The 23,022-nt window shown below is 43.1% G+C and carries 18 protein-coding genes; 9 read left to right on the forward strand and 9 right to left on the reverse strand.

What is annotated here, in order from left to right; translation table 11 throughout:
* Positions 1 to 261: 261 nt before the first annotated feature.
* Positions 262 to 726, forward strand: coding sequence for a YkvA family protein (locus tag QO187_RS10115; RefSeq protein ID WP_102093821.1), 465 nt, complete (start codon positions 262 to 264; stop codon positions 724 to 726).
* A gap of 93 nt (positions 727 to 819) precedes the next feature.
* On the opposite strand, the gene QO187_RS10120 is transcribed toward QO187_RS10115, so the two are convergent.
* Entirely contained in the window at positions 820 to 1,125 is a 306-nt protein-coding gene (locus QO187_RS10120) for a hypothetical protein (protein WP_102093819.1), read from the reverse strand.
* Between the two features lie 92 nt (positions 1,126 to 1,217).
* On the reverse strand, positions 1,218 to 1,763 hold the full coding sequence (locus tag QO187_RS10125; protein ID WP_218870141.1) for a hypothetical protein: 546 nt from the start codon (positions 1,761 to 1,763) through the stop codon (positions 1,218 to 1,220).
* 350 nt (positions 1,764 to 2,113) lie between these two features.
* Here QO187_RS10125 and dnaQ point away from each other — a divergent pair, with 350 nt between their 5' ends.
* From dnaQ to QO187_RS10165, 8 genes are all read left to right on the forward strand, one after another.
* Positions 2,114 to 3,760 (forward strand): DNA polymerase III subunit epsilon, encoded by a 1,647-nt coding sequence (dnaQ, locus tag QO187_RS10130; protein WP_102093818.1) that lies wholly within the window; start codon positions 2,114 to 2,116, stop codon positions 3,758 to 3,760.
* 147 nt (positions 3,761 to 3,907) lie between these two features.
* Positions 3,908 to 5,590 (forward strand): hypothetical protein, encoded by a 1,683-nt coding sequence (locus tag QO187_RS10135; RefSeq protein ID WP_102093816.1) that lies wholly within the window; start codon positions 3,908 to 3,910, stop codon positions 5,588 to 5,590.
* A gap of 259 nt (positions 5,591 to 5,849) precedes the next feature.
* Positions 5,850 to 6,788, forward strand: a complete 939-nt coding sequence (nudC, locus tag QO187_RS10140) for an NAD(+) diphosphatase (protein ID WP_102093815.1) — start codon at positions 5,850 to 5,852, stop codon at positions 6,786 to 6,788.
* Between the two features lie 238 nt (positions 6,789 to 7,026).
* Entirely contained in the window at positions 7,027 to 7,872 is an 846-nt protein-coding gene (locus tag QO187_RS10145; protein ID WP_102093813.1) for an RnfABCDGE type electron transport complex subunit B, read from the forward strand.
* Between the two features lie 120 nt (positions 7,873 to 7,992).
* Positions 7,993 to 8,688, forward strand: coding sequence for an endonuclease III (nth, locus tag QO187_RS10150; protein ID WP_057760685.1), 696 nt, complete (start codon positions 7,993 to 7,995; stop codon positions 8,686 to 8,688).
* A gap of 489 nt (positions 8,689 to 9,177) precedes the next feature.
* The gene (metK, locus tag QO187_RS10155; RefSeq protein WP_057760687.1) at positions 9,178 to 10,344 is read left to right on the forward strand and encodes a methionine adenosyltransferase; all 1,167 of its coding nucleotides are present in this window, start codon (positions 9,178 to 9,180) and stop codon (positions 10,342 to 10,344) included.
* Between the two features lie 74 nt (positions 10,345 to 10,418).
* The gene (locus QO187_RS10160) at positions 10,419 to 10,775 is read left to right on the forward strand and encodes a DUF3144 domain-containing protein (protein WP_102078350.1); all 357 of its coding nucleotides are present in this window, start codon (positions 10,419 to 10,421) and stop codon (positions 10,773 to 10,775) included.
* A gap of 233 nt (positions 10,776 to 11,008) precedes the next feature.
* Positions 11,009 to 11,365, forward strand: coding sequence for a hypothetical protein (locus QO187_RS10165; RefSeq protein WP_228153201.1), 357 nt, complete (start codon positions 11,009 to 11,011; stop codon positions 11,363 to 11,365).
* 103 nt (positions 11,366 to 11,468) lie between these two features.
* Here QO187_RS10165 and QO187_RS10170 read toward each other — a convergent pair whose 3' ends face one another.
* From QO187_RS10170 to QO187_RS10200, 7 genes are all read right to left on the reverse strand, one after another.
* Complete coding sequence (locus tag QO187_RS10170) at positions 11,469 to 13,121, reverse strand: BCCT family transporter (protein ID WP_057760694.1); 1,653 nt, start codon at positions 13,119 to 13,121, stop codon at positions 11,469 to 11,471.
* 242 nt (positions 13,122 to 13,363) lie between these two features.
* Positions 13,364 to 15,007 carry a BCCT family transporter gene (locus QO187_RS10175; RefSeq protein WP_058025181.1) on the reverse strand — a complete coding sequence of 548 codons (1,644 nt, stop codon included), beginning with the start codon at positions 15,005 to 15,007 and terminating at the stop codon, positions 13,364 to 13,366.
* Between the two features lie 167 nt (positions 15,008 to 15,174).
* Positions 15,175 to 16,452 (reverse strand): PQQ-dependent sugar dehydrogenase, encoded by a 1,278-nt coding sequence (locus QO187_RS10180; RefSeq protein ID WP_102093812.1) that lies wholly within the window; start codon positions 16,450 to 16,452, stop codon positions 15,175 to 15,177.
* 207 nt (positions 16,453 to 16,659) lie between these two features.
* Positions 16,660 to 19,257 (reverse strand): ATP-dependent chaperone ClpB, encoded by a 2,598-nt coding sequence (clpB, locus tag QO187_RS10185; RefSeq protein WP_102093810.1) that lies wholly within the window; start codon positions 19,255 to 19,257, stop codon positions 16,660 to 16,662.
* Between the two features lie 308 nt (positions 19,258 to 19,565).
* Positions 19,566 to 20,147 (reverse strand): murein L,D-transpeptidase family protein, encoded by a 582-nt coding sequence (locus QO187_RS10190; RefSeq protein ID WP_102093809.1) that lies wholly within the window; start codon positions 20,145 to 20,147, stop codon positions 19,566 to 19,568.
* A 111-nt stretch (positions 20,148 to 20,258) separates the two neighbouring features.
* A complete protein-coding gene (locus QO187_RS10195) occupies positions 20,259 to 21,050 on the reverse strand; it encodes an SDR family NAD(P)-dependent oxidoreductase (RefSeq protein WP_102093807.1) in 792 nt (263 codons plus the stop codon).
* A gap of 72 nt (positions 21,051 to 21,122) precedes the next feature.
* On the reverse strand, positions 21,123 to 22,838 hold the full coding sequence (locus QO187_RS10200) for an AMP-binding protein (protein ID WP_102093805.1): 1,716 nt from the start codon (positions 22,836 to 22,838) through the stop codon (positions 21,123 to 21,125).
* Positions 22,839 to 23,022: the final 184 nt, after the last annotated feature.

Genomic DNA, 23,022 nt, shown 5'->3' on the forward strand with positions numbered 1-23,022 from the left:
CTATGATCTTAGAATGAAGCTGTTTGCTGGTATCATTAATTCCGAGCTTAAATTATGACTTTTGCAAGAGGTCTATTGCTTTTATTTTTATGACTTGTGTTTTTAGACCTTGTGGCAGCATATTGTAGACGCTTTTCTGATGCTGATGGTTGCCTAATCTTTACCGATATTTACTTTTTCGCTACTGAGACACACAATATAGGTCGACTAGATTTGTTACTGTAAATACAAATTCATCGCAAAAAACAAAAGGTAATAATTATGTTTAATAAAAAAACCGATAAAAACAAGTCACTTGACTCTAATTTGGAATACTTGCTAGGTAAAGAAGATAAGCTGAAAGAAAAGTTAGAGGACAGCGGCTATCTTGAGCCGTTTAGTGATGATTTAATGCTATTTATGAGTCTTGTCAAAGATTATTACAAAGGTGACTACCGTAAGATTCCTTTTAAGACAATTTCAGCTGGCGTTATTGGTGCGCTCTATGTGCTAAATCCAATTGACCTCATTCCTGACTCTATTCCGTTCATCGGTCATATCGATGATGCGCTAGTACTTAAATTTTGTTTAAAGCAGGCCAGAAAAGATCTGCAAAAATACAAAGAGTGGAAGCAGGAACAATCAGCTACTAAGGATAAATTAGAAGATAAGAACGACACAGATAAGACTAGTAGTGATGAGAAAGATAGCGACGAGACTGGTACTAATCTGAAGAAAGCCTCATAAATATTAATACTTTCAGCTATTAAAAAAGCCACGACCGCGAATTAACATTTCGGTCGTGGCTTTTGTTATTTTTAGCTCATTCAATACTGTATTTTAATCAGGCACTTCATAATTAGCTTTTTCTGGATTAAGACCAAACGAGTAAACGAAGGTCGCAACAAGACTATTGACAATAATGAAAGGCAAATCAATCGCAGCATGACCAAGCGCATAGCGACCAAGCAGCCACGAGACGATCAACATGATAATAAAAAATGCACCCAAATATGCCAAAATTGCAGGATGTTTTAGATTATAAGGCTGCTCAGGTTTGGGTTGTTTTTCTAATACATATGTTCTTACCGCCCAACCAGCTGCATAAGAAAACCCGCCTAACACCACGTAACTAAAAAAATTCATATTGCTTAACTCTAATGGTATGACTGTTTATAACAAAATACTGTTTATACAAATATCATCGACCAACAATGATATTTATAGTCGATACTTATTTAAATACTATCATCAACATTATCGATAACAAGATTGGCATGTGGATTGGCTAAAATATCAGTATTCACCTCATCACATTCCACGCGATAGATCGTGTTGGCGCCTCGGTAAATGTACGACAAGTACTCACTGTCTAAGAGCGGATCAATATTTGCGTAAGCTGGTTTGACATGAGCCAACACAAGCACTCGATCAGGACGACCAATAACCGCATCGACATTGTCTGGATCGATAGAGAAGAACTGCGGTATGTCGCTATTTTCAATCACTTCTAACGGCTCTGGAGTATCCCAGACGCGCTTAGCAGTGACGGGTTCTTTCATCTGCATCACCCAAGTGTCGTCTTGCTGGCTGACCTTTATCTGAGCAGGCTCATCTTGACTCACCGTATAACAACCTTCAAAGACAGACAGATCTGCCGCAACTTCGGTATCTGCTTGAGGGCTGGTATCATTACAAGCGCTCAGAAAAATCGCGCTGCTAGCAGTCACACTGAGCATCAAATACGTCAGTCTCTTATTAAATAAATTCGAGCGTAAGGACATAATGGGGTTATCCTGCAATCATGCATTAAAAACTTTTATTAAGTGTACTATTATCAAAATGTCACTAGATAGCTGTATCAGAAAAATGCGCTTGGGCATCTTTGTAGCAAAGGCAGCTCTGTAACTAAAAACTAGAGCCTTTCAGAGAGCTTCGCTATTTTAACAGAAAACCAAGACGTTACTATTATGTTATAAGTTACCGTAAGAGTTTTCTGACTTTGTGCGTCACGACTGCCCATATTTATGATAGATTTGCTATACTCACAACGTCATCATCATCGTTCGAATAACGTAAACGAGATGCTCTAATACTACCCTATGCTTACCACTTATCAGGTCCATACTCCTTTATGTCAGACAACCGTAATTCAATGCCAAACACTCATAAAGACAACGCGATTGATCCATTGGCTGCTAAAACAAATACCACTGTGGCCTATACTGATGGTGCTTGCAAAGGCAATCCTGGCGCTGGCGGCTGGGGCGCACATCTTATATTTAGTGATGGCAGCACGCAAGATTTGTACGGCGGCGACAAAGAAACCACCAATAACCGTATGGAGCTAATGGGTGCAATACAAGCCCTGACCCATAGCCCGCATGAGCATACTCTTGAGATTTGGACTGACTCCAGTTATGTCAAAAAAGGCATCACTGAATGGATTGAAGGTTGGAAGAAAAAGGGCTGGAAAACTGCCAGTAAAAAGCCAGTCGCCAATCGAGACCTATGGCAACAATTGGATAAGCTCTGCCAACAGCGTGATGTTAGCTGGCATTGGGTCAAGGGTCACGCTGGACATGCTGGTAACGAAAAAGCAGATGAGCTGGCAAACTTAGGTGTCACATCAAACAGCAGCCATTCAGCTATAGTCAGTAAAGCAGATACGACTAAAAAAAAAGACCACATAGCGACTGATATTGATACTAATACTGACGCTAACACTGATACCTTGCAAAAATCGTCTAGCGCTGACTGGCTAAGTTTCGATCCATTGGGTCTAGATATGATGGACGATGAGTTTGATGAAGAGCTCTTAGAACCTGAGCCGCTAAAAGAAGATAGTCAGAGTACAGCTAACACCCTTAAGATGAATGAAGACATTGCTTTAGAATCTAACAGCTATCAAGACAATACATACAACCCGACGAGTACCAAAGCTATGCCCGATATTCAAACGCACCTAGATGATACCGTCGACAATGATATATTGCCAAGTGTAAAATCTGACGCCCCTAAGTTCGATGGGGATACTAGCCGTGCCAACCCACATTTCAAGCCGCTACTACCAAAGCCGATACACCGCCATGAAGCAGATCGCCAGCTTATCATGGATACAGAAACTACAGGGCTTGATGCACTAAAAGGCGATCGTATTATCGAGGTTGGTATTGTGGAGCTGGTCGGACGTAAGTTTACTGGTGAAAAGCTGCACGTTTATATCAATCCGCAGCGTGGTATGGATGATGAAGTCATTCGTATTCATGGTATCTCTGAAGCATTTTTGACCGACAAGCCGACCTTTGATCAAGTTGCTCAGTCTTTGTACGACTTTATGGATGGCGCTGAAATTATCGCTCATAACGCTACTTTTGATATGAACTTCTTAAACATGGAGTTTGCAAAAGTTGGTCTGAATGACTTTGCTAATCGAGTGCAAGTAACCGATTCACTGGCGATGGCCAAGCAGCAATACCCTGGGCAAAAAAACACGCTAGATGCCCTCGTGCGTCGCCTAGATGTTGGTAAGCAAGACCGTACTTTTCACGGGGCATTACTTGACTCAGAGATTTTAGCCGAAGTTTATTTGGCGATGACTGGTGGACAGGTCACGCTTGCCATCGAAGAGGATACAGATACCGATGGCGGACAAACCGCTCATGCAAGTTTCGCCAATTTAGCAAATTCATTGCTGGCATCAACGGTGGATGAAACTGCTGACCAAAGCTGGTATGCCGCTTTAGCAGAAGATTATCCTGCCCTAAAAGCTAGCATGTAATTGTCGTTCGAATTTTTATTGAACCGACATTTGTATAATTTAGTCTTGATTATTATGATAGAAAGCGTTAAAACATCACTAGCTAATACTTTCTGAATCAAATTTATAATATTGCTATTCTCATCAGTACATTATGGAAAAATACTTATGGACCAGTCTGCGCAAATGAAGCTAACCGCCCCAACGCTTAGTGTTACTGATTTTAACCTACCATCACTCCATTTACTGCATGATGAGGTTATAGCAACGCTTAAGGATACCGAGATTCATCTGGGTGAATTCAATGATGATAGTAGCCAAGCTCCTTTGTTGTCAGATTCTATCGAAGTATTAAAGCAGCTTTCTTGTATTTTTAAACTGATTTCTTTGGTCGGTGCAGAAGCATTGAATGATGCCATTGTTGGTGGTTTACAGAGACTTTATGACAATGGTGATAACAACGATACCGACTTGATCATGGATCTATCAGAAGCCATCATGACCTTAGATCGTTATGTCGAGTTTGTCCTCTTGACTGAATCGGTAGAGCCTACTCTACTCATACCTGTAATCAACAAGCTTAATGCGCATAGTCAAAAAGCTCCTATTACAGCAGACTATTTTGCAGCTTTTGGTAGTAGTAGTGTCATCATCGCCAATCCTGAACAAAACTTTGAATCTCTAAGCACGCTTAATCTAGACACAGAGCTGCTGACCAACGCATATCGTAGTGGCCTTGCGGTTGCACTACTCAATCAAGATGGCAACATTGACTCAGCAGACCAGCAAAAGTTGGATGCTATGAGCGCAGCCTGCGCATTAATTGCCTCAAATACTGATAGCTTATTTTGGCAAGCGGCGACTGCTGCCGTGGCTGATATCGCAGCAGTATTACCATTAAACTTGAGTCAAAAACACACACTTATCTATTTAGAGCAGCAATTTCAAAGCTATTTACCAGTCATGGATACCCGCTTTGCAGATTTAGTGAGCTTTGCCTGTCAACGTGATAACGAGCAAGCGCATCAACTACGTGAACAGTATGCCAGTAACCATTTAGAAGGTGCTCAGCTAGAACAAATGAAACGCTTTTTATTCGGTCCTAACCGCGAACTTACCGATACGTTAAACACAATTATTCAAAATCAGATCAATAATATTAAAGAACACGTCGATAGTTATGCACGTGGCGATTCAATCAACCCTATTGATATGCAGACCGCGCAAATTATCGAAGAGCTGACTGAGCTTAGTTCAGCATTACGTTTATTAGGTCTGTCCAACGCAGCCAATAGTCTTAGCGAAGCAGCAGAAGCTGTGAGCCATTGGCAAGCACCTTCCCCTGACGATTTTGATCATTTGCTACTAGCGTTGATGCATGCAGAGAACGCCGCCATTGCCATGGTAGAGATGCATACACCAGGGGCAATCTATCTGCCACTGAATAACCCGCATATCTCATTGCATCAGCTTAATACGGCTAATGATACCTTGATACAAGAAAGCCGAACTGCTATTGCTAGTGCCGAGCAAGCCATCAATGATTATTTGGCGGAGCCTGAGCGCGATATGCTCAATATCCAAAATATTCCTGGGATGATGCGTCAAGTAGCAGGCGCAGTACGCTTCTTACAACTGCCCACACCTGCCAGCATGCTGAGTCAGCTAGCCAACTACATTGAAAAGCGTATCGAAGGCGGACGACGTATCGAAGACAGTACGTTAGCCTGCATCGCTGATGTTATCATGGCGGTCGATCATCACTTAGATGGTTTTGAGAATAATCGCCCTGTCAGCAAACAAGCGCTTGATGTGGGGCAGCAAAGCTTAAGCCACCTACTTGCTGCTTAACTTTTCTTATTGTCATGGCATGGTTATTATCTCTTAGCCATGACATCTCATTTACGTATAAATAATTCAAGATAATGTAGGTACGAGTCAGGCACGTGAAAGCGCTACAGTCATTAGGTTGAACTAGCCTGGTCATGAGGCTGAACCAGCCTGACAACATATATGGGTATCTGGTTTACATAGAATTGATGATATTTTACTCTAAAACAGTCTGTGTCTACGTCGATGCGGACTTACTTTATAATGTTTGGAATTTTATATGGCCCATGCTTTTGTATTAAGTGATGACAGTATCTTATGCCGTCAAATGCCAGATGGTTGGTGGCCTTTGCAAGTTCAGCTATCGCCCGATAGTAATGACTTAAGCGAGCAAGCTTATCAGGTTGGTCACGTAACGCTGCACGAGAGCCTAGCACCAAATCATTGGTTATCAGACGACAGCACTGGTAACGATGCAGATGATACGGTTGATGCCAATATGGCTCATAGCTTTACTGCCCAAGCGACGAGCGCCATGACTTATGACTATGCAGTTGCTCATAACGTGACGCTACCAATTATTGCTGAAAGTAGTGGTAACACTTTTGTTCCTTATCGAAAACTGATGACTCATTTGCCAGTCGCCTTGTCAGATCAGATTAGCCAAGCAATACAACTATTAAGCTGGCAAGCAGATACGCAGTTTTGTAGTCGCTGTGCTAGTCCTACTGTACATGCTGACCAAGGCGAACGTGCCATGGTTTGTCCAGTATGTCGATTTCGCCAATACCCTCGCGTACAACCTTGCGTCATCACTGCTATTACTCGGTCAAATCCAGTGACGGGTGAGATGCAAATCTTACTGGCTCACCATCACCGTCATGGACAGCAAAACCTGCCGCCAATGTATGGTTTGATCGCAGGGTTTGTAGAAGTTGGAGAGAGTCTGGAGCATGCCGTAGTACGTGAAGTCGCAGAAGAGGTCAATATCAGCGTATCAGATATCCGCTATGTGAGCAGTCAGCCATGGCCATTCCCCTCTAATTTGATGCTTGGTTTTCGTGCATCGTATGCCAATGGCGATATTATCTTGCAAGAAGATGAGCTAGCACATGCTGATTTCTTTGATCTCTCAAACCTACCCAGAATTCCACCAAAGGGTAGTATCGCTCGCGATTTGATTGACCAAGTGGCTAAAGAACAAAATATAGATTTATAATCAGTCCTTATCTACAAATACCACATTACGCTATAGTATTGTATTTTCAATCTCATCTCTTTAAAATCGCTGCTTCTATGATAAACGTTTTACTTTAAACTTTATTTTTTAATAAGTAACACGCTAACCTGAGCAAGTGCTCTTATAAATACTGTTTTACAAAGACCGCTTTCTCAATACTTTATCTCTATTTATACTAATACCTATTCTTACGACTGGTATTAAGGTCCTTAATTAAATGCAAAGTAGCACCAATATACGCTTAGTCAATCTACCTATCTTATTCGATACATTACACATTGATACCTTGCCCGCTGACATACAGGCAAAAATTGCACGTGTGGATGCTTGTTTGCCACAGACGCAATGCGGACTATGTGAGCATCCAGATGGTTGCCTGCCATATGCCGCTGCAATTGTATTAAATGGCGAACCATATAATAAATGTGTACCTGGTGGTCAGCCAGTCACGGACGCGATTGCTCAGACTCTCGATATAGATACTCCTTACACTATGCTAACGGCGGTGCCTTCACAGTGGCCCATAGATGCCACCTCTGAACGTCCGACCGAGGTTCGTGCAGTTATTCGTGAAGATGACTGTATCGGCTGCACCAAATGTATTCCTGCTTGCCCAGTAGATGCTATCGTTGGTACTGGTAAGCATATGCATACGATTTTTACAGATTTGTGCACGGGCTGTGAGCTATGTATCGCGCCCTGCCCTGTTGATTGCATCGACTTAGTTACGATTGAGCGGGAAATATCTGAGCCTGAGCGAATAGCAGAGCAAGAGGATTTAAGACAACGCTACCACACTCATTTGAAACGTGTGACAGAACAGCTTGCTGATACGAGCAATAGTAGACCTGTCGTTAGTATGGTAGAGGCTAAGCTCAATAATGCAGCAAGCCAGTCTCTAAACATCAGTGAGTCGCAAGCGAAAAATACCATTGCGGCTGCCAAGCTCCGTACCAAAATCAAAAAACTGGAAAAGCAACTGAGTGTGCGTGCAAACGATAAGAAACAAGTAGAGCTCGAATCTTTACAAGCCGAGCTTGAGTCATTGCAAGTAGCGCTATAACGGTAATAGCTGATTACGCAATTAATGCGTTAATAAATTGATACTTTAATCATTAACATGAATGCTAACGCTAGCATATAATTTGGCACAATCATTCATCAAAATAATAGTCAAAATGCCATGAGTAAAACGGTCAAACATAAAACAGCTGACACGCCACCCTCTAGACGAATGCCCAATCGTGACGTGCGTCCATTCTTTGAAAAGCTAGCAGCGACTATTGATGAGCCTGTCACCGAACTTAATTATGATAGCAATTTTGAATTACTTATCGCGGTAATTCTGTCCGCACAAGCGACTGATGTCAGTGTCAATATTGCTACCAAGCAATTGTACCCAGTAGCTAACACACCTGAGGCAATACTAGCATTAGGCGAAGACGGTCTCAAATCCTATATCAAAAACATTGGTCTATATAATGCCAAAGCAAAAAACGTCATAAAAACTTGCCGTGATTTGATTGAGAAATTTGATAGCACTGTTCCTGATAACCGCAAAGATTTAGAGTCACTGGCAGGTGTCGGCCGTAAAACTGCCAACGTTGTATTAAATACTGCTTTTGGCCAGCCTACCATGGCCGTTGACACGCATATCTTTCGTGTGGGTAATCGTACTGGGCTTGCCACTGGTAAAACCGTACTTATCGTCGAAAAAAAGCTGGTTGAGCGCATCCCAGAAGACTTCATCGTAGACGCCCATCACTATCTTATCTTACACGGCCGCTATACTTGCCAGGCTCGTACACCCAAATGCGGCGCCTGTCCTGTCTATGAAGAATGCATGTTCAAAGATAAAGCTGCATTTTTAGAGTTGTAACGTATTGTTCATTTCAAGCAAACGCTACTGCTAGCTAATCACTCAGCTAGCTAAACCGCTATCCAGTAACCACCTTTGATTGCAGTGAACTGCTTGTTGAGCATTTCTTATAGTAGAGCAAGTGTTGCTCACTAGAGTTTTATAACGTTTCAAGGTAGAATAACCCTATTTTGCGTTAAGAGATTTTGGCCATTACCCTGCTTCTGATAAGGCAATCTGCACATTAGCGTTGTCTATTAGGGCAAGTACTGACTCAACTCATTACCGCCAAGACCATATTAGAGCGAGGCAGTATCATTTTATATATTGATTGAATGATAGTCAGCTCACCCTTTGGTCAAATTTATTAGCAAAGATTTTAGTCAAAACCGATTTTAAATTAAGAAATACCGATTATCTGCCGCGTAAATGCGTGGTCAAAATTAATTAGAGCAGCACCCAGATGTGCTGCTTTTCCTACCCTTATTGATTCAATTAAGCGATCCCATTATGCGTGAATACAACTTATTTACCTCAGAATCTGTGAGCGAAGGCCATCCTGACAAAATGGCTGACCAAATATCAGACGCTATCCTTGACGCTATCTTACGTGAAGATCTGCACGCACGTGTGGCATGCGAAACCTTAGTAAAAACAGGCGCAGTCATACTTGCAGGTGAAATCACTACAACGGCAAATATCGATTTAGAGCGTCTGGTTCGTGACACCGTAAATGGCATTGGCTATCACCATTCAGATTTAGGCTTTGATGGCGAGACTTGTGCAGTCATTAACATGTTGGGCAAACAATCTCCTGAAATCGCGCAAGGCGTCGATCGTAGCGACCCTGAAGAGCAAGGCGCAGGTGACCAAGGCTTGATGTTTGGTTATGCAAGTAATGAGACCGAAGTCCTGATGCCAGCGCCTATCGAGTATGCTCATCGTTTGATGGAGCGTCAGTCGGAGCTGCGCCGCGCAGGCGAGCTGCCATGGTTGCGTCCAGATGCCAAAGCGCAGGTAACCTTGAAGTATGACGGCAATCGTCCTGTCGCCATCGATGCTGTTGTATTATCAACACAGCATGATCCAAGCATCTCGCAGTCGGATCTACAAGAAGCCGTGATGGAATCTATCATCAAGCAAGTGCTACCAGCTGACTTATTGCACGCTGGCACACGCTATCATATCAACCCAACTGGCAAGTTTGTGATTGGTGGTCCTGTCGGTGATGCTGGTCTGACTGGTCGTAAAATTATTGTTGATACTTACGGCGGCATGGCACGTCATGGTGGCGGTGCGTTCAGTGGTAAAGATCCTTCAAAAGTCGATCGCAGTGCTGCTTACGCGGTACGTTATGTTGCCAAAAACATCGTAGCAGCAGGATTAGCTGAGCGCTGTGAAGTTCAGGTCAGCTACGCGATTGGTGTCGCTGAACCTACTTCTATTTCTGTCAATACCTTTGGTACTAGCAAAATCAGTAACGATGAGATCATTCGCTTGATTCGTACTCACTTTGACCTACGTCCTTACGGCATTACCCGTATGTTGAACTTACTACAACCAATGTATCAACAGACTGCTACCTTTGGACACTTTGGTCGTCCAGGTTCAGAGACTGCCTTTACGTGGGAAAAAACAGACAAAGCTGATATCTTAAAAGCAGACGCTGGTTTATAAGAGTCACTACTTTAAAACGTTTATCAACCATTTTTATACTAAAAACTACTGACACTTATTATTAGGAGTTGCTTATGTCTCAAGACAATATTCAAGACCAAAACGCTGATGCTAACATCGAAATCACCCCTGAAATGCAGGCATTCTATCAACGTGCTGACGCTATCATCGGTATCGCCAACAGTCAGCTAGGTCCTGAAGCACATTCAGGTCAAGTAGGTGCTTCTTTATTGTATGCTGCAGCACGCTATAGCGCATCAGTTGCCTCTATCGGCTTCGTCAAAGGCGATGATTTCGCCAAAGAAAAAGACGATATCGTCGAGTTTTATGTCAAACAGTATCGCCAAATGCTGAGCGACAATTTGACTGATTATGCTCAAAACTTTGACAAGTACGTGCAGCTAAACCAAGATGACAAACCAGCTGAATAAGCGAAGGTCGTCAGTCTAGATGTCTTTGATTTAGACATACTGTCATAAAATCAGTATTTGATGGCAGAAAACAAAACCCCAAACTCAATTGAGCTTGGGGTTTTTTGTATGGTGTTTAAGTAGATAGCTATTGATAAATGAGCTACCATAAATACTTAAGCGTTTGTCATCAGTAGGTAAATCCATCATCGATAACAGGACGCTATCGAATATTATGAATAAGGACATTTCTTATGAAACAAACTCTATCTACTTGTCGATTTTCCACAATTAATCAATCTTCGTTCAAACCGTCATTACTGATACTGACTTTAGCTTTAGCAGTAACTGGCTGTAGCTCTATGTTTAATGTAGGCACGTCTGGTCAAACATCTACCCCATCCAACCCTGATATCAGCCAGCCATTTGAAGGTGCTCTTACTCAATGCCCGCCCGCTAACCCTGCCAACAATATCTGTACGGCACAATATGAACCCGTCTGTGCAAAGACGAAAGTTGGATCAGTTTTTAGCTACCGAACGGCTAGCAATGCCTGCTCAGCCTGTAATATTCCTGCAGCTATTGGTTATGCAAAAGGTGAATGCCGTTAAGCTATGAAGCTATTTTATGACCAAATATGTTTTGAGCATCTATAAAAATACCCAGCTTATGACAAGCTGGGTATTTTTGTAGCTAAGAAATAAACTCTAAAGCTTAAGCATCTTTCTCAAGTGCTGGTGGGCCTTTTAGCAACTCTTCATCACGGAATTCATTGGCCGAGTTATGCTCTGCCGACTCTTCTGTGGTGAACCATTGCTGATTACGATACAGTATCAAACGATCTCGACTGAGACCGCGCAATAGAGAATACATCATCACGACGATCACAATAGCAAAAGGAAACCCTGAGACAATCGATGCCGCTTGTAATGCACTCAAACCACCTGCTGCCAATAATACAGCGGCGATAACACCTTCAGAACCTGCCCAAAATAAGCGCTGAATCTTTGGCGGATTGGTATCACCACCTGATGTCAGCATATCTATAACAAAACTGGCTGAATCTGACGAGGTAACAAACCATAATACAATCATCACCACGATGAGCAAGTTGACCGCACCTGTTAATGGATAAGATTCCATCAATTTAAAGATAGCGCTACCTGTATCGGCTTTGACCGCTTCGATCAGACCTGGGCTAACTATGTTAGGGTCTGCTGCTGCTACCAACTCCATATTTACCGCAGAACCACCAAAAGCAGTAAACCACAAAAACAAGATCGTAATAGGAATTAATAATACGCCTAATATAAACTCACGGATGGTACGGCCACGAGAGATACGTGCAACGAATACTCCAACGAATGGTGACCAGCTAATCCACCATGCCCAATAGAAAATCGTCCAAGAAGCTTGCCAATTTTCTTCGCCTCTATAAGACTCTGTCCATAGACCTAACGGCACGATTTGATGCAAATAGTTGCCGATGTTTTCTACGAAGCTGTTAAAGATAAACTGCGTAGGTCCAAAGATAATCACAAAACTTAGCAATATCACAGTGAACAATATATTGGTATCACTTAGACGCTTGATGCCTTTATCCAACCCCATAAACAGAGATAACCCTGCTAGCATGGTGATAAGGCCAATCAAAATAATCTGCACCGTAATATTATTGGGTATACCAAATAACGTCTCAAGGCCTGAGTTAATCTGCAAGACGCCAAGACCTAACGTGGTCACTACCCCAAACATCGTACCAAATACGGCAAGCGTATCTACCGTATGCCCCCAACCGCCGTAGATCTTTTTACCCAATATTGGATAAAGTGTCGAACGGATAGCCAGTGGTAAACCTACTCGATAATGAAAATATGCCAGCGATAGCGCAACCATGCCATATAGCGCCCATACATGTAGACCATAATGTAGGAACGAGATATTCATCGCTTGCTTGGCAGCGGCAACTGTCTCCGCCTCGCCTAATGGTGGTGCCATGAAGTGATACAACGGCTCAGCAGTGCCCCAATAAAGCAGCCCGATACCGATACCTGCTGAAAACAGCATACCAATCCAAGAAACCATATTGTACTCTGGCCTCTCATTCTGATGACCGAGTCTGATATCGCCGTAGCGGCTAAATATCATATAAATACTCATGACCAATGTTAAATTGACCACGACAATAAAGAACCAGCCAAAGCGCAAAGAGACAAATGCTTTTGCTTGGTTAAATACGACTTCTGCTTGTTCATTGAATAAAGCGCCAAAAATAATGAACGCTAGTATCAAGATTGCTGAAGTCAAAAATACAGGTTTACTTACCCGCGGAAAAGGGCCTAATCGGCCAACTTTTACATGATCCATAGGTATATCCCCAAAAAAGTGCGTAACCATACCAAGGTATGAACGAATTATCAAATATAACACCTTGTAAATACTGCCGAATGTATAGAAATGGTAGTAACATTTCGGTAATAATTTTCAGCAATCCGAATCTGTCCTGAATAAATTTAAGTATCTTCACCCAATAAAGAAGCCCCAATTTAAAAATAAATTGGGGCTTCTTCTGTTAAAAGCTTGAGTAGTTGTCTTACTTTCACCTGCTTTTAGTCACCTTTTACAATCTTAGGTGGCCCTTTTAGTAGATGCTCGTCAACAAACTCATCAGCTGAGTTATGATCTGCTGATTCATCTGTGATAAAGCTTTGCTGCGCTCGATATAGAATCAAACGGTCACGGCTAAGGCCCCGCAACAACGCATACATTATGACAAAAACCACTAAAGCAAATGGCAATCCTGCTACGATGGCAGCTGCCTGCAAAGCAGACAATCCACCAGCCGCTAACAATATGGCAGCGATAACGCCTTCTGTGGTTGCCCAAAACAAACGCTGAATCTTTGGTGGATTGGTATCACCACCAGCGGTCAACATGTCAATAACAAAACTGGCTGAATCTGACGAAGTTACAAACCAAAGCATAATCATGACAACAATCATTAACGTAATCGGTTTGGCTAGTGGGTAGTACTCAACCAGCTTAAAGATTGCGCTACCCGTGTCTGCTTGTACTGCTTCAACCAACCCTGGGCTAATACCTGTCACAGCAGAGGCAAGCTCCATGTGAATCGCTACGCCACCAAAGGTCGTGAACCAAAAGAACAAGATAAGCATAGGGATTAATAGCACCCCAAACGTAAACTCACGGATGGTACGGCCACGAGAGATACGGGCAATAAAGATACCAACGAATGGTGCCCAGCTCACCCACCATGCCCAATAAAATATCGTCCAAGCACTTTGCCAATCTGTTCCACTATAAGACTCGCCCCACGTACCCAAAGGCACGATCACGGTCAGATAGTTGCCGATATTTTCGATAAAGCTATCAAATATAAAGAGCGTTGGCCCTAAAGCAACCATGAATACCAATAAAACGATTGTAAAACCGATATTGATATCACTAAGGCGCTTAATACCTTTATCCAGACCCATCATAACGGAAGCGGCTGCAAGCGCTGTGATGAAAGCTATCAAACCGAACTGTACAGTGAGACTATTCGGCATGCCAAATAGTTTCTCAAGTCCCGCATTGATCTGCATCACTCCAAGCCCGAGTGAGGTGACCACACCAAACATCGTACCAAACACGGCCAAGATATCGACCGTATGCCCCCAGCGGCCATAGATTCTTTTGCCAAGTAAAGGATACAAGGTTGAGCGAATCGATAAAGGCAAACCGCGACGAAAATGAAAATACGCTAACGACAGTGCCACAATCGTATAGATGCCCCAAGCGTGTAGACCCCAATGCATAAATGAGATATTCATCGCTTGCTTTGCGGCTTCAACCGTTTCGGCCTCGCCCATTGGTGGTGCCATAAAGTGATACAACGGCTCCGCTGTACCCCAATAGACGAGACCAATACCAATACCCGCAGAGAACAACATGCCAATCCAAGAAAACAGATTGTACTGCGGTCGCTCCGTTTGATTGCCTAAACGAATATCACCATAGCGACTCATTCCTAAGTAAATGCAAAGCCCGAGCGCTGTATTCACTAAGATAATAAATAACCAACCGAACTTATCGGTAATAAAATTCTGTAAAAAACTAAAAACTGCCCCTGCTGTTTCAGTGAAAAGCGCACCGAAAATAATAAATCCAACGATCAACAGTGACGATGTAATAAACACAGGTTTACTCACCCGTGGAAAAGGTCCTAATCTGCCTACTTTTACTTCTTCCATGTGCAAGTCTCAAAATTTAAGGAATATTACCTTAACAAAATAGGCTTTAACTATCAATCAATTACAAAATAAAACTTGATAAAACCTTTAACTTATTCTAATAAGATTGATAGTTTTTTTTAAAATGTCTACATAAATACAGATGTAAAAGCAGCTTTATCATGATGTTACTTAGGCAATAATCTGAGTAATCGTCCACCATCACCATCTTCCAATGCCCAGACCTGCCCATCAACAGCCAGTACGCTGCGGACACGCTCACCCATGTCATAACGATAGCGTTCAGTAGCACTATCATCTTCATCGATACTTACGACAATAAGCGCTTTTGAAGATAAACCACTGATTAAAAAATCGCCTTGTAATGCTGGAAAGTCATTGTGGCTACCAGCCGTATATAGACTCAGTGATGACGGTGAAATAACGGGCGTCCATGTGATTTTGGGCATTTCAAAATCAGGACGAGTGTCGTGATCTGGGATTGGTGTGCCTGAATAATTACGACCATTTGATACAATCGGCCAGCCGTAGTTTTTGCCTTTTTTAATCAGATTAAATTCATCACCACCTTTTGGTCCCATTTCATGCGCCCAAAGCTGTCCACTATCGTCAAATGCCATACCAAGCACATTGCGATGTCCGATGGTCCAAAACTGTTTGGCCAACTCATTATCAGTAAATGGATTGTCTGTCGGAGTGTTACCATCAGGACTCAACCGTATTATCTTACCCAGATTGCCATTCATGTCTTGTGCTGGGTCTTTGTCTTGACGCTCGCCTGAGCTGATATATAGATAGCGCCCATCAGGCGAAAACAGCAAACGATGACTATAATGTCCCTGCCCTGTGACTTTCGGAGACTGTTGCCAAATAGGTGTGATATCTTGCAATATAGGTGTGGCTGTCTCTAATCCTGAAAGTATCGCTTTGATAACTTTAGCACCAAATTTATTGCTATCACCTCCTGTTCCTGCTTCTGCGTAGCTAAGATAAACGGTATTGGACGTCGCAAAATCTGGAGCCACGATGATGTCTCCTAAGCCGCCTTGACCACCGTAAGCGACTGTAGGCATGCCTTCGATTTTGGTCTTATTACCCGTCGCTGTATCTACGATAAATAGCTCACCTGTTTTTTGTGTTACTAGTAATTTTGGCGCTTTGCTATCTGTAATAGGTAACGCTGTCATAGCCCAAGGCTCATCAAAGGTAGCGATTGCTTTGGTCGTAAAGTCAGGCTTGCTAGTCTTTGTTTGTGTAGTGCTTTTTGTGGCGGTTTGAGTATCGTTATCTGAAGTAGAAATCTCTTTAGACTCTGTTGTGGTACTTTTATTATTACTAGTACTTACTGCTGAAGGATTGGAGCACGCAGCAGTGCTAAACAATAATGCTGCAATGATTAGTGGCGAAGTTAAAGGTATATTTATACGTTCAATATGGGCTGTCATCGTTCTGTTTCTCCATTCAGTTGATACTGATACTATTATTCATTGATTTAGTTATAGCATAGTCCTGAGACTCAAGGGATATCGAAATGGTAAAAAAACAGTAACGTAAAACGCGTCTTATAAATAAAAACCCCTTACCTACGATTGTAGATAAGGGGTTTGTTTTAAGCGTACAGTTGGGTTATAAAGATGTCAAGGATAAACTGATTAGCTCATTCTAAGCTTATCAAAAGTTAGCTTGTCATCGGCACCCACATCGACTTTGATAATATCACCAGCGACAAAATCACCTGCCAATAGCTTCAATGACAATGGGTTTTCGATCTCTTGTTGAATGGCACGCTTCAAAGGACGAGCACCATAAACAGGGTCATAGCCCACGGCAACCAATTTATTCATCGCATCTGCTGATAGCTCAATATCCATCTCACGCTCTTGGATACGCTGACGCAAACGATTCAATTGAATATCGGCAATACCTGCCATCTGCGACATACCAAGCGGATGGAATACTACGATTTCATCAATACGGTTGACGAACTCTGGACGGAAATGCTGCCCAACAGAATCCATTACTTCCGCTTTGATATCCTCGTAGCTCTCGCCAACCATTTCCTGAATCTTGTGCGAACCCAAGTTACTGGTCATGATAATGACGGTGTTTTTGAAATCTACCACCCGACCTTGCGAATCGGTTAAGCGACCATCGTCCAATACTTGTAGCAAGATGTTGAACACATCTGGATGCGCTTTTTCCACTTCATCGAACAATATGACGCTATATGGCTTACGGCGTACCGCTTCAGTCAACGTACCGCCTTCTTCGTAACCAACGTAACCTGGAGGTGCCCCTACAAGACGACTGACACTATGTTTTTCCATATATTCACTCATGTCGATACGTACGATTGCATCTTCAGAGTCAAATAAGAAGTTCGCTAGTGATTTGGTCAGCTCTGTCTTACCAACGCCTGTAGGTCCTAAGAATAAGAACGAGCCTGAAGGACGGTTGGGATCAGATAAGCCTGCACGGCTACGACGTACCGCATTGGCCACCGATTCGACCGCTTCGTTTTGACCGATAACACGCTCATGGAGCTTTTCTTCCATTGCGATCATCTTATCACGCTCGCCTTGCATCATTTTGCTGACTGGAATACCAGTCGCGGCCGCAACCACTTCGGCGATTTCGTTGTCTGTCACCTTATTACGTAGCAATTTGACACCGCTACCTTCACCTGTCTGCTCTTTTTGCTCAGCCAAGTCAGACTCATGAATACGGCGCTCAAGCTGCGGAATGGTCTCATATTGCAGCTTACTCATGGTCTCATAATCGCCTTCACGACTGGCTTTGTCATAAGCGATACGGGCTTTATCCAGCTCGTCTTTTAGCTGTTGACTGCCTTTGACCAACGCTTTCTCTGCCTGCCAAACTTCATTAAGATCAGCGTACTCTTTTTCCAATTCTGCTATTTGCGCATCGAGCACTTTACGCTCAGCTTGCGCGCCAGCATCTTCTTCGTTTTTGAGCACCTCACGCTGCATTTTTAGCTGAATGAGGCGACTATCGAGTTTACCTAATGATTCAGGCTTGCTGTCCATCTCCATACGCAAGCGGCTGGCTGCTTCGTCAATTAAATCAATCGCCTTATCTGGTAGCTTACGGTCAGTGATATAGCGATGGCTCATGCGCGCAGCAGCAATGATGGCGCTATCTTGAATATCGACGCCATGGTGCAACTCGTAACGCTCTTTTAAACCCCGTAATATCGCAATGGTATCTTCGACTGTTGGCTCATCGACCAAAACCTTTTGAAAACGACGTTCAAGCGCAGCGTCTTTTTCGATGTACTGGCGATACTCATCAAGGGTGGTCGCACCAACGCAGTGCAGCTCACCGCGTGCCAAAGCAGGTTTTAGCATATTACCCGCATCCATCGCACCTTCAGACTTGCCTGCACCAACCATCGTATGCAGCTCATCGATGAACAGAATGACATTGCCTTCTTGTTTGGCCAAGTCGCTCAATACGCTTTTGAGGCGTTCTTCAAACTCACCACGGAATTTTGCCCCTGCAATCAGCGCGCCTAAATCTAATGACAACACTTCTTTGCGGCGCAGACCTTCTGGTACGTCGCCATTGATGATTTTTTGTGCCAAGCCTTCGACAATCGCCGTTTTACCAACGCCCGGCTCACCGATGAGCACAGGGTTGTTTTTGGTACGGCGCGACAGTACCTGAATGGTACGGCGAATTTCTTCGTCACGGCCAATGACTGGATCTAGCTTGCCAAGCTCTGCTTGTTCAGTCAGATTAATCGTGTATTTGTTGAGTGCATCACGCTGATCTTCGGCGTTTTGGTTATTGACGGTATCATCACCGCGCAGCTGCTCAATGACCGCTTTTAGTTTGCTTGCCGTCACGCCTGCACTTTCAAATATTTTTTTGGTTTCGCCTTGTTCGGCGAGTGCCAACATCACCCATTCTGTTGCGATAAAATCATCGCCTTCTTTTTGCGCCTGACGATCTGCCAAATTCAAGATTTTTACCGAGTTTGGATTTAGATTGACGTCACCTGTCGGCTCCGAAATCGTTGCTTGGTTATCCAATGCTTTAGCAACGCCATTTTTTAACGCTGGAATAGAAGCACCTGCTTGTTGGCAGATAGATAAATTAGACTCATCTTGTAGCAACACGGCAAGCAAATGCACAGGATCAATGCCCGTATGATCACGACCTAACGCTAGGCTCTGAGCTTCTTGAATGGCGGACTGCAGTTTTTGAGTAAACTTCTCAAATCTCATGTCTATATCCTTTTATAATTGGTATTCTCAATAGCACCTCTAAGGATTATCTTAGTCTAGTGCCTACTGTTATCTGTCACTTATATAAGGTATATATACATCTATTTCAAGACAATTACTAAATAAAACCTTACTTAAAGCAATGATATTTATTATTAATAATATTTAAATGGGCTATTAATATCAGTTAAAGGTAGTTAGTAGATCAGTTGTGCCATTTTATTAGTGCAAATGAAAGATAAACCTCCATTAAATACGTTAATGAATAGTGCATCTATTTAGTATGGATTAGATAAAATCCGACTGTTCTACTCCACGATTTCGATAGGAGTACCAAGTGTCACTGCATCCATAATTTCATCCATCTCATCATTGGCAACAGCGATACAGCCATCTGTCCAATCACGTCGTTGATTAAACAATGCCAAATATCCAAAGCCATTCATTTGCCCATGAATCATGATATCGCCACCTGGATTGACCCCCAATGACTTTGCTCGTGCCTTGTCCTCATCATTGGGATAACTAATATGAATAGAACGATAGGCAATGGAGTTTTCATTCTTATAATCTAATGTATAAACCCCAACTGGCGTACGTTGGTCACCTTCTTGTTGCTTATGACCTGATGGACTGCCTCCTAGCACAATACGATACGACCTAATAACTTTACCATCGCTCATCAGTTTTAAGATACGGTCTGATTTGTCGACAAAGACTCTATCAATGATTATAGAAGGAGGAATGGGGGTTTCTGGTTTTGAGGTGCTTTTGACATAAGCAATAGCGCTTGTGCTGACAATGGCAGCAAGACTAAGACCAATAATGATAGGCAGCCAAGGCGTAGGCTGCTCATTTGATGGATAAGATTTTTTATAAAAAAATAGCATAAACTCTGATTCCCATAATTAATTTTTTGTCATTAATCATATGTATCAAAGCACTATGCCAGATTCTGTAGATACGTTTTGTGCAAAAATGATGAATCACTCACTAAACTGTTACACCATGCGAATCGCACCATCTAAGCGAATCACTTCACCATTTAGGTAAGCATTATCGATGATATGAGTCACCAATTTGGCAAACTCATTGGGTGCGCCTAAACGTTTGGGATATGGCACACCTGCCTCTAGCTGCTCGCGTGCCTTTTCAGGAATGCTGTCCATCATCGGCGTAGCAAAGACACCTGGTGCGATGGTCATAACGCGTATACCATGACGCGCTAGCTCGCGAGCAAGTGGCAAGGTCAGACCAACCACGCCTGCCTTGGACGAAGAATAACTGGCTTGACCGACTTGTCCGTCAAAGGCTGCGATAGAAGCTGTATTAATGATAATACCTTGATCTATGTTCTTCTCTACATGGTCGCCTGCACTACTGTCATTCGCTATGCGCTTGGCAATGCTAGCAGCAACCAAACGAGCGACGTTAAATGAACCAACCAGATTGATATTGACTCCGCGGCTAAATGCCTCAAGGTCTGCCGGATTGTTATCGCGATCTAGCAGTTTTTGTACCACTACGATACCAGCACAATTGATTGAACCTTGTAGGCCGCCGAAAGCTGATTCTGCCATTTCGACCGCTGATTGTACTTCATCACCATTAGTGATATCACAGCGCACAAAGCGCGCACTATCACCTAGCTCAGCGACCAGAGCTTGTCCAGCAGATTCATTTAAATCAGCGATAATGACGTTGCCACCTTGACCTACAATCGCCCGAGCCACTGATTCACCTAATCCTGATGCCCCGCCTGTGACCAAAAAGCTGTTTTCTTTAACTTGCATGATTATTCCTTTAAATTTTTGCTTCTTATTAGATATTTTTCTATTGAATGTATAGACGCTTTGCCAAATTATTTATGCGGCAGACAGACTACGCAGCAAAAAGCGTTGTATCTTGCCACTTGGCGTTTTCGGCAGTTCTGTCACAAACTCGACCTCACGCGGATAAGCATGAGTGGATAGGCGTTTGCGTACTAGCTCTTGGATTTCTTTGGCAATTTGCTCACTGCCTTCGATGCCATCTTTTAGTACCACATAAGACTTAATAGTGTGACCGCGCACTTCATCTGGCACGCCTACCGCCGCAGATTCTGCCACTGCTTCATGCTCTAATACAGTGTTTTCGACATCAGTAGGCCCTACGCGGTAACCTGCGGTAATAATAATGTCATCATCACGGCCTGAGAACCAGTAACTGCCGTCACTATGACGCTCGACCACGTCGCCTGTCAGATAGTAATCATCTACAAATGCTTGTTTTTCATTCCAGCTATAGCCTCGGAAATAGAACGCAGGTGACTGACTGACCACGACTGCTAGCTGCCCTTGCTCACCATCCGGTAGCACATTCATATCATCATCTAGTACGACTAACGTATGACCTGGTAGTGCCATACCCATCGAGCCAACAGGACAATCATGCGCCAGTGCATGATGTGCACAGCACGTCATGCCAGTCTCTGTTTGCCCATATTGGTCTTTGACTTGGCATTCTAAATAGGTTTCAACCCAGTTGACCACTTCGGTGTTTAGCGTCTCACCTGCCGAGTTGGCACAGCGTAAAGACAGCTTAGCATTAGTATCGTTATGAGCACCTTCATTAATACTATCAAACACACCACTAGATTTCATCATTCGAAATGCGGTTGGTGAAGAGGCCAAATTGGTAATCTTATGACGCACCATAAAGTCATGGGTATGGGTCGCATCGAATCCTGCTTCATTAAAATAAGTGGTGATGCCCAGTAACAGAGGCCCTGTGATGGCATAGTACAAGCCATACGCCCAGCCTGGATCGGCCATGTTCCAATACTGATCATCTTCGCGTAGGTCGATGGCATAACGCATATATAGGTAAAAAGCAGGTAACGCAGCCAATGGAACGCTGACGCCTTTTGATTTGCCAACCGTGCCTGAGGTAAACATTTGCAAAAATGGCGCATCCGTATCAAGCATCATAGGTTCAAACGTTTGCAGCTGTGCTGCCATAGACTGGATATAGTGATCATCACCCCATGTCTGGGCATCCTCCACACTGCCGACCAATACCATTTTGGTTTGCTCAGCCAAATCTTCAAACTTGCTGCGATTTTCTAAGTTAGTAAAAACGACTTTGGTATCGGCTTTGTCCATCCGATACTTGATTGAGTCATAGCCAAATGCGGTAAATAGCGGCTGATATACCGCGCCGATGCGCCAAGTTGCTAATACGACGGTTAGCAGCTCAGGCGTGCGCGGTAGCATCGTCGCTACCTTGTCACCCGCTTTTACCCCATACGACTGTAGCAAGTTAGCGATTTGAGCACTCGCTTTGTCAAGCTCACCAAAGCTCATGCGTGTTATATTGCCTGCGGTATCTTCGTGTACTAGCGCGGCATTGTCAGCGCGGCCGTCACGTACATGACGACCACAGCAAGCCATATAAGCATTTAGTCGATCACCTACCTGCTCGCCAAATATTTCTGACAGCAGTGTATCCATATCAAAATTATTATAATAATCGGTATAGTTTTTGGGCGTGGCGGTAGTGTCTGTATCAATATTCGTCGGGGTTTGAGAGGCGGTGTTCATAAGCTAATCCTTTAGCAATAGCAGGTAACTGGTAAAATGGTATTTATGATTAAAAAACGGCCACATCCTATAGACCGTTTCATAGGTTCGTATTTATCATGCTCTATTAGTAACGCATTTTTACGTTTATTTCAATACATAACGTATCATTTTTATTTTATAGAAATAAAGATAATCTATAACT

It is taken from the genome of Psychrobacter sp. Arc9 (assembly GCF_041431295.1).
In the GTDB taxonomy this organism is placed as follows: domain Bacteria; phylum Pseudomonadota; class Gammaproteobacteria; order Pseudomonadales; family Moraxellaceae; genus Psychrobacter.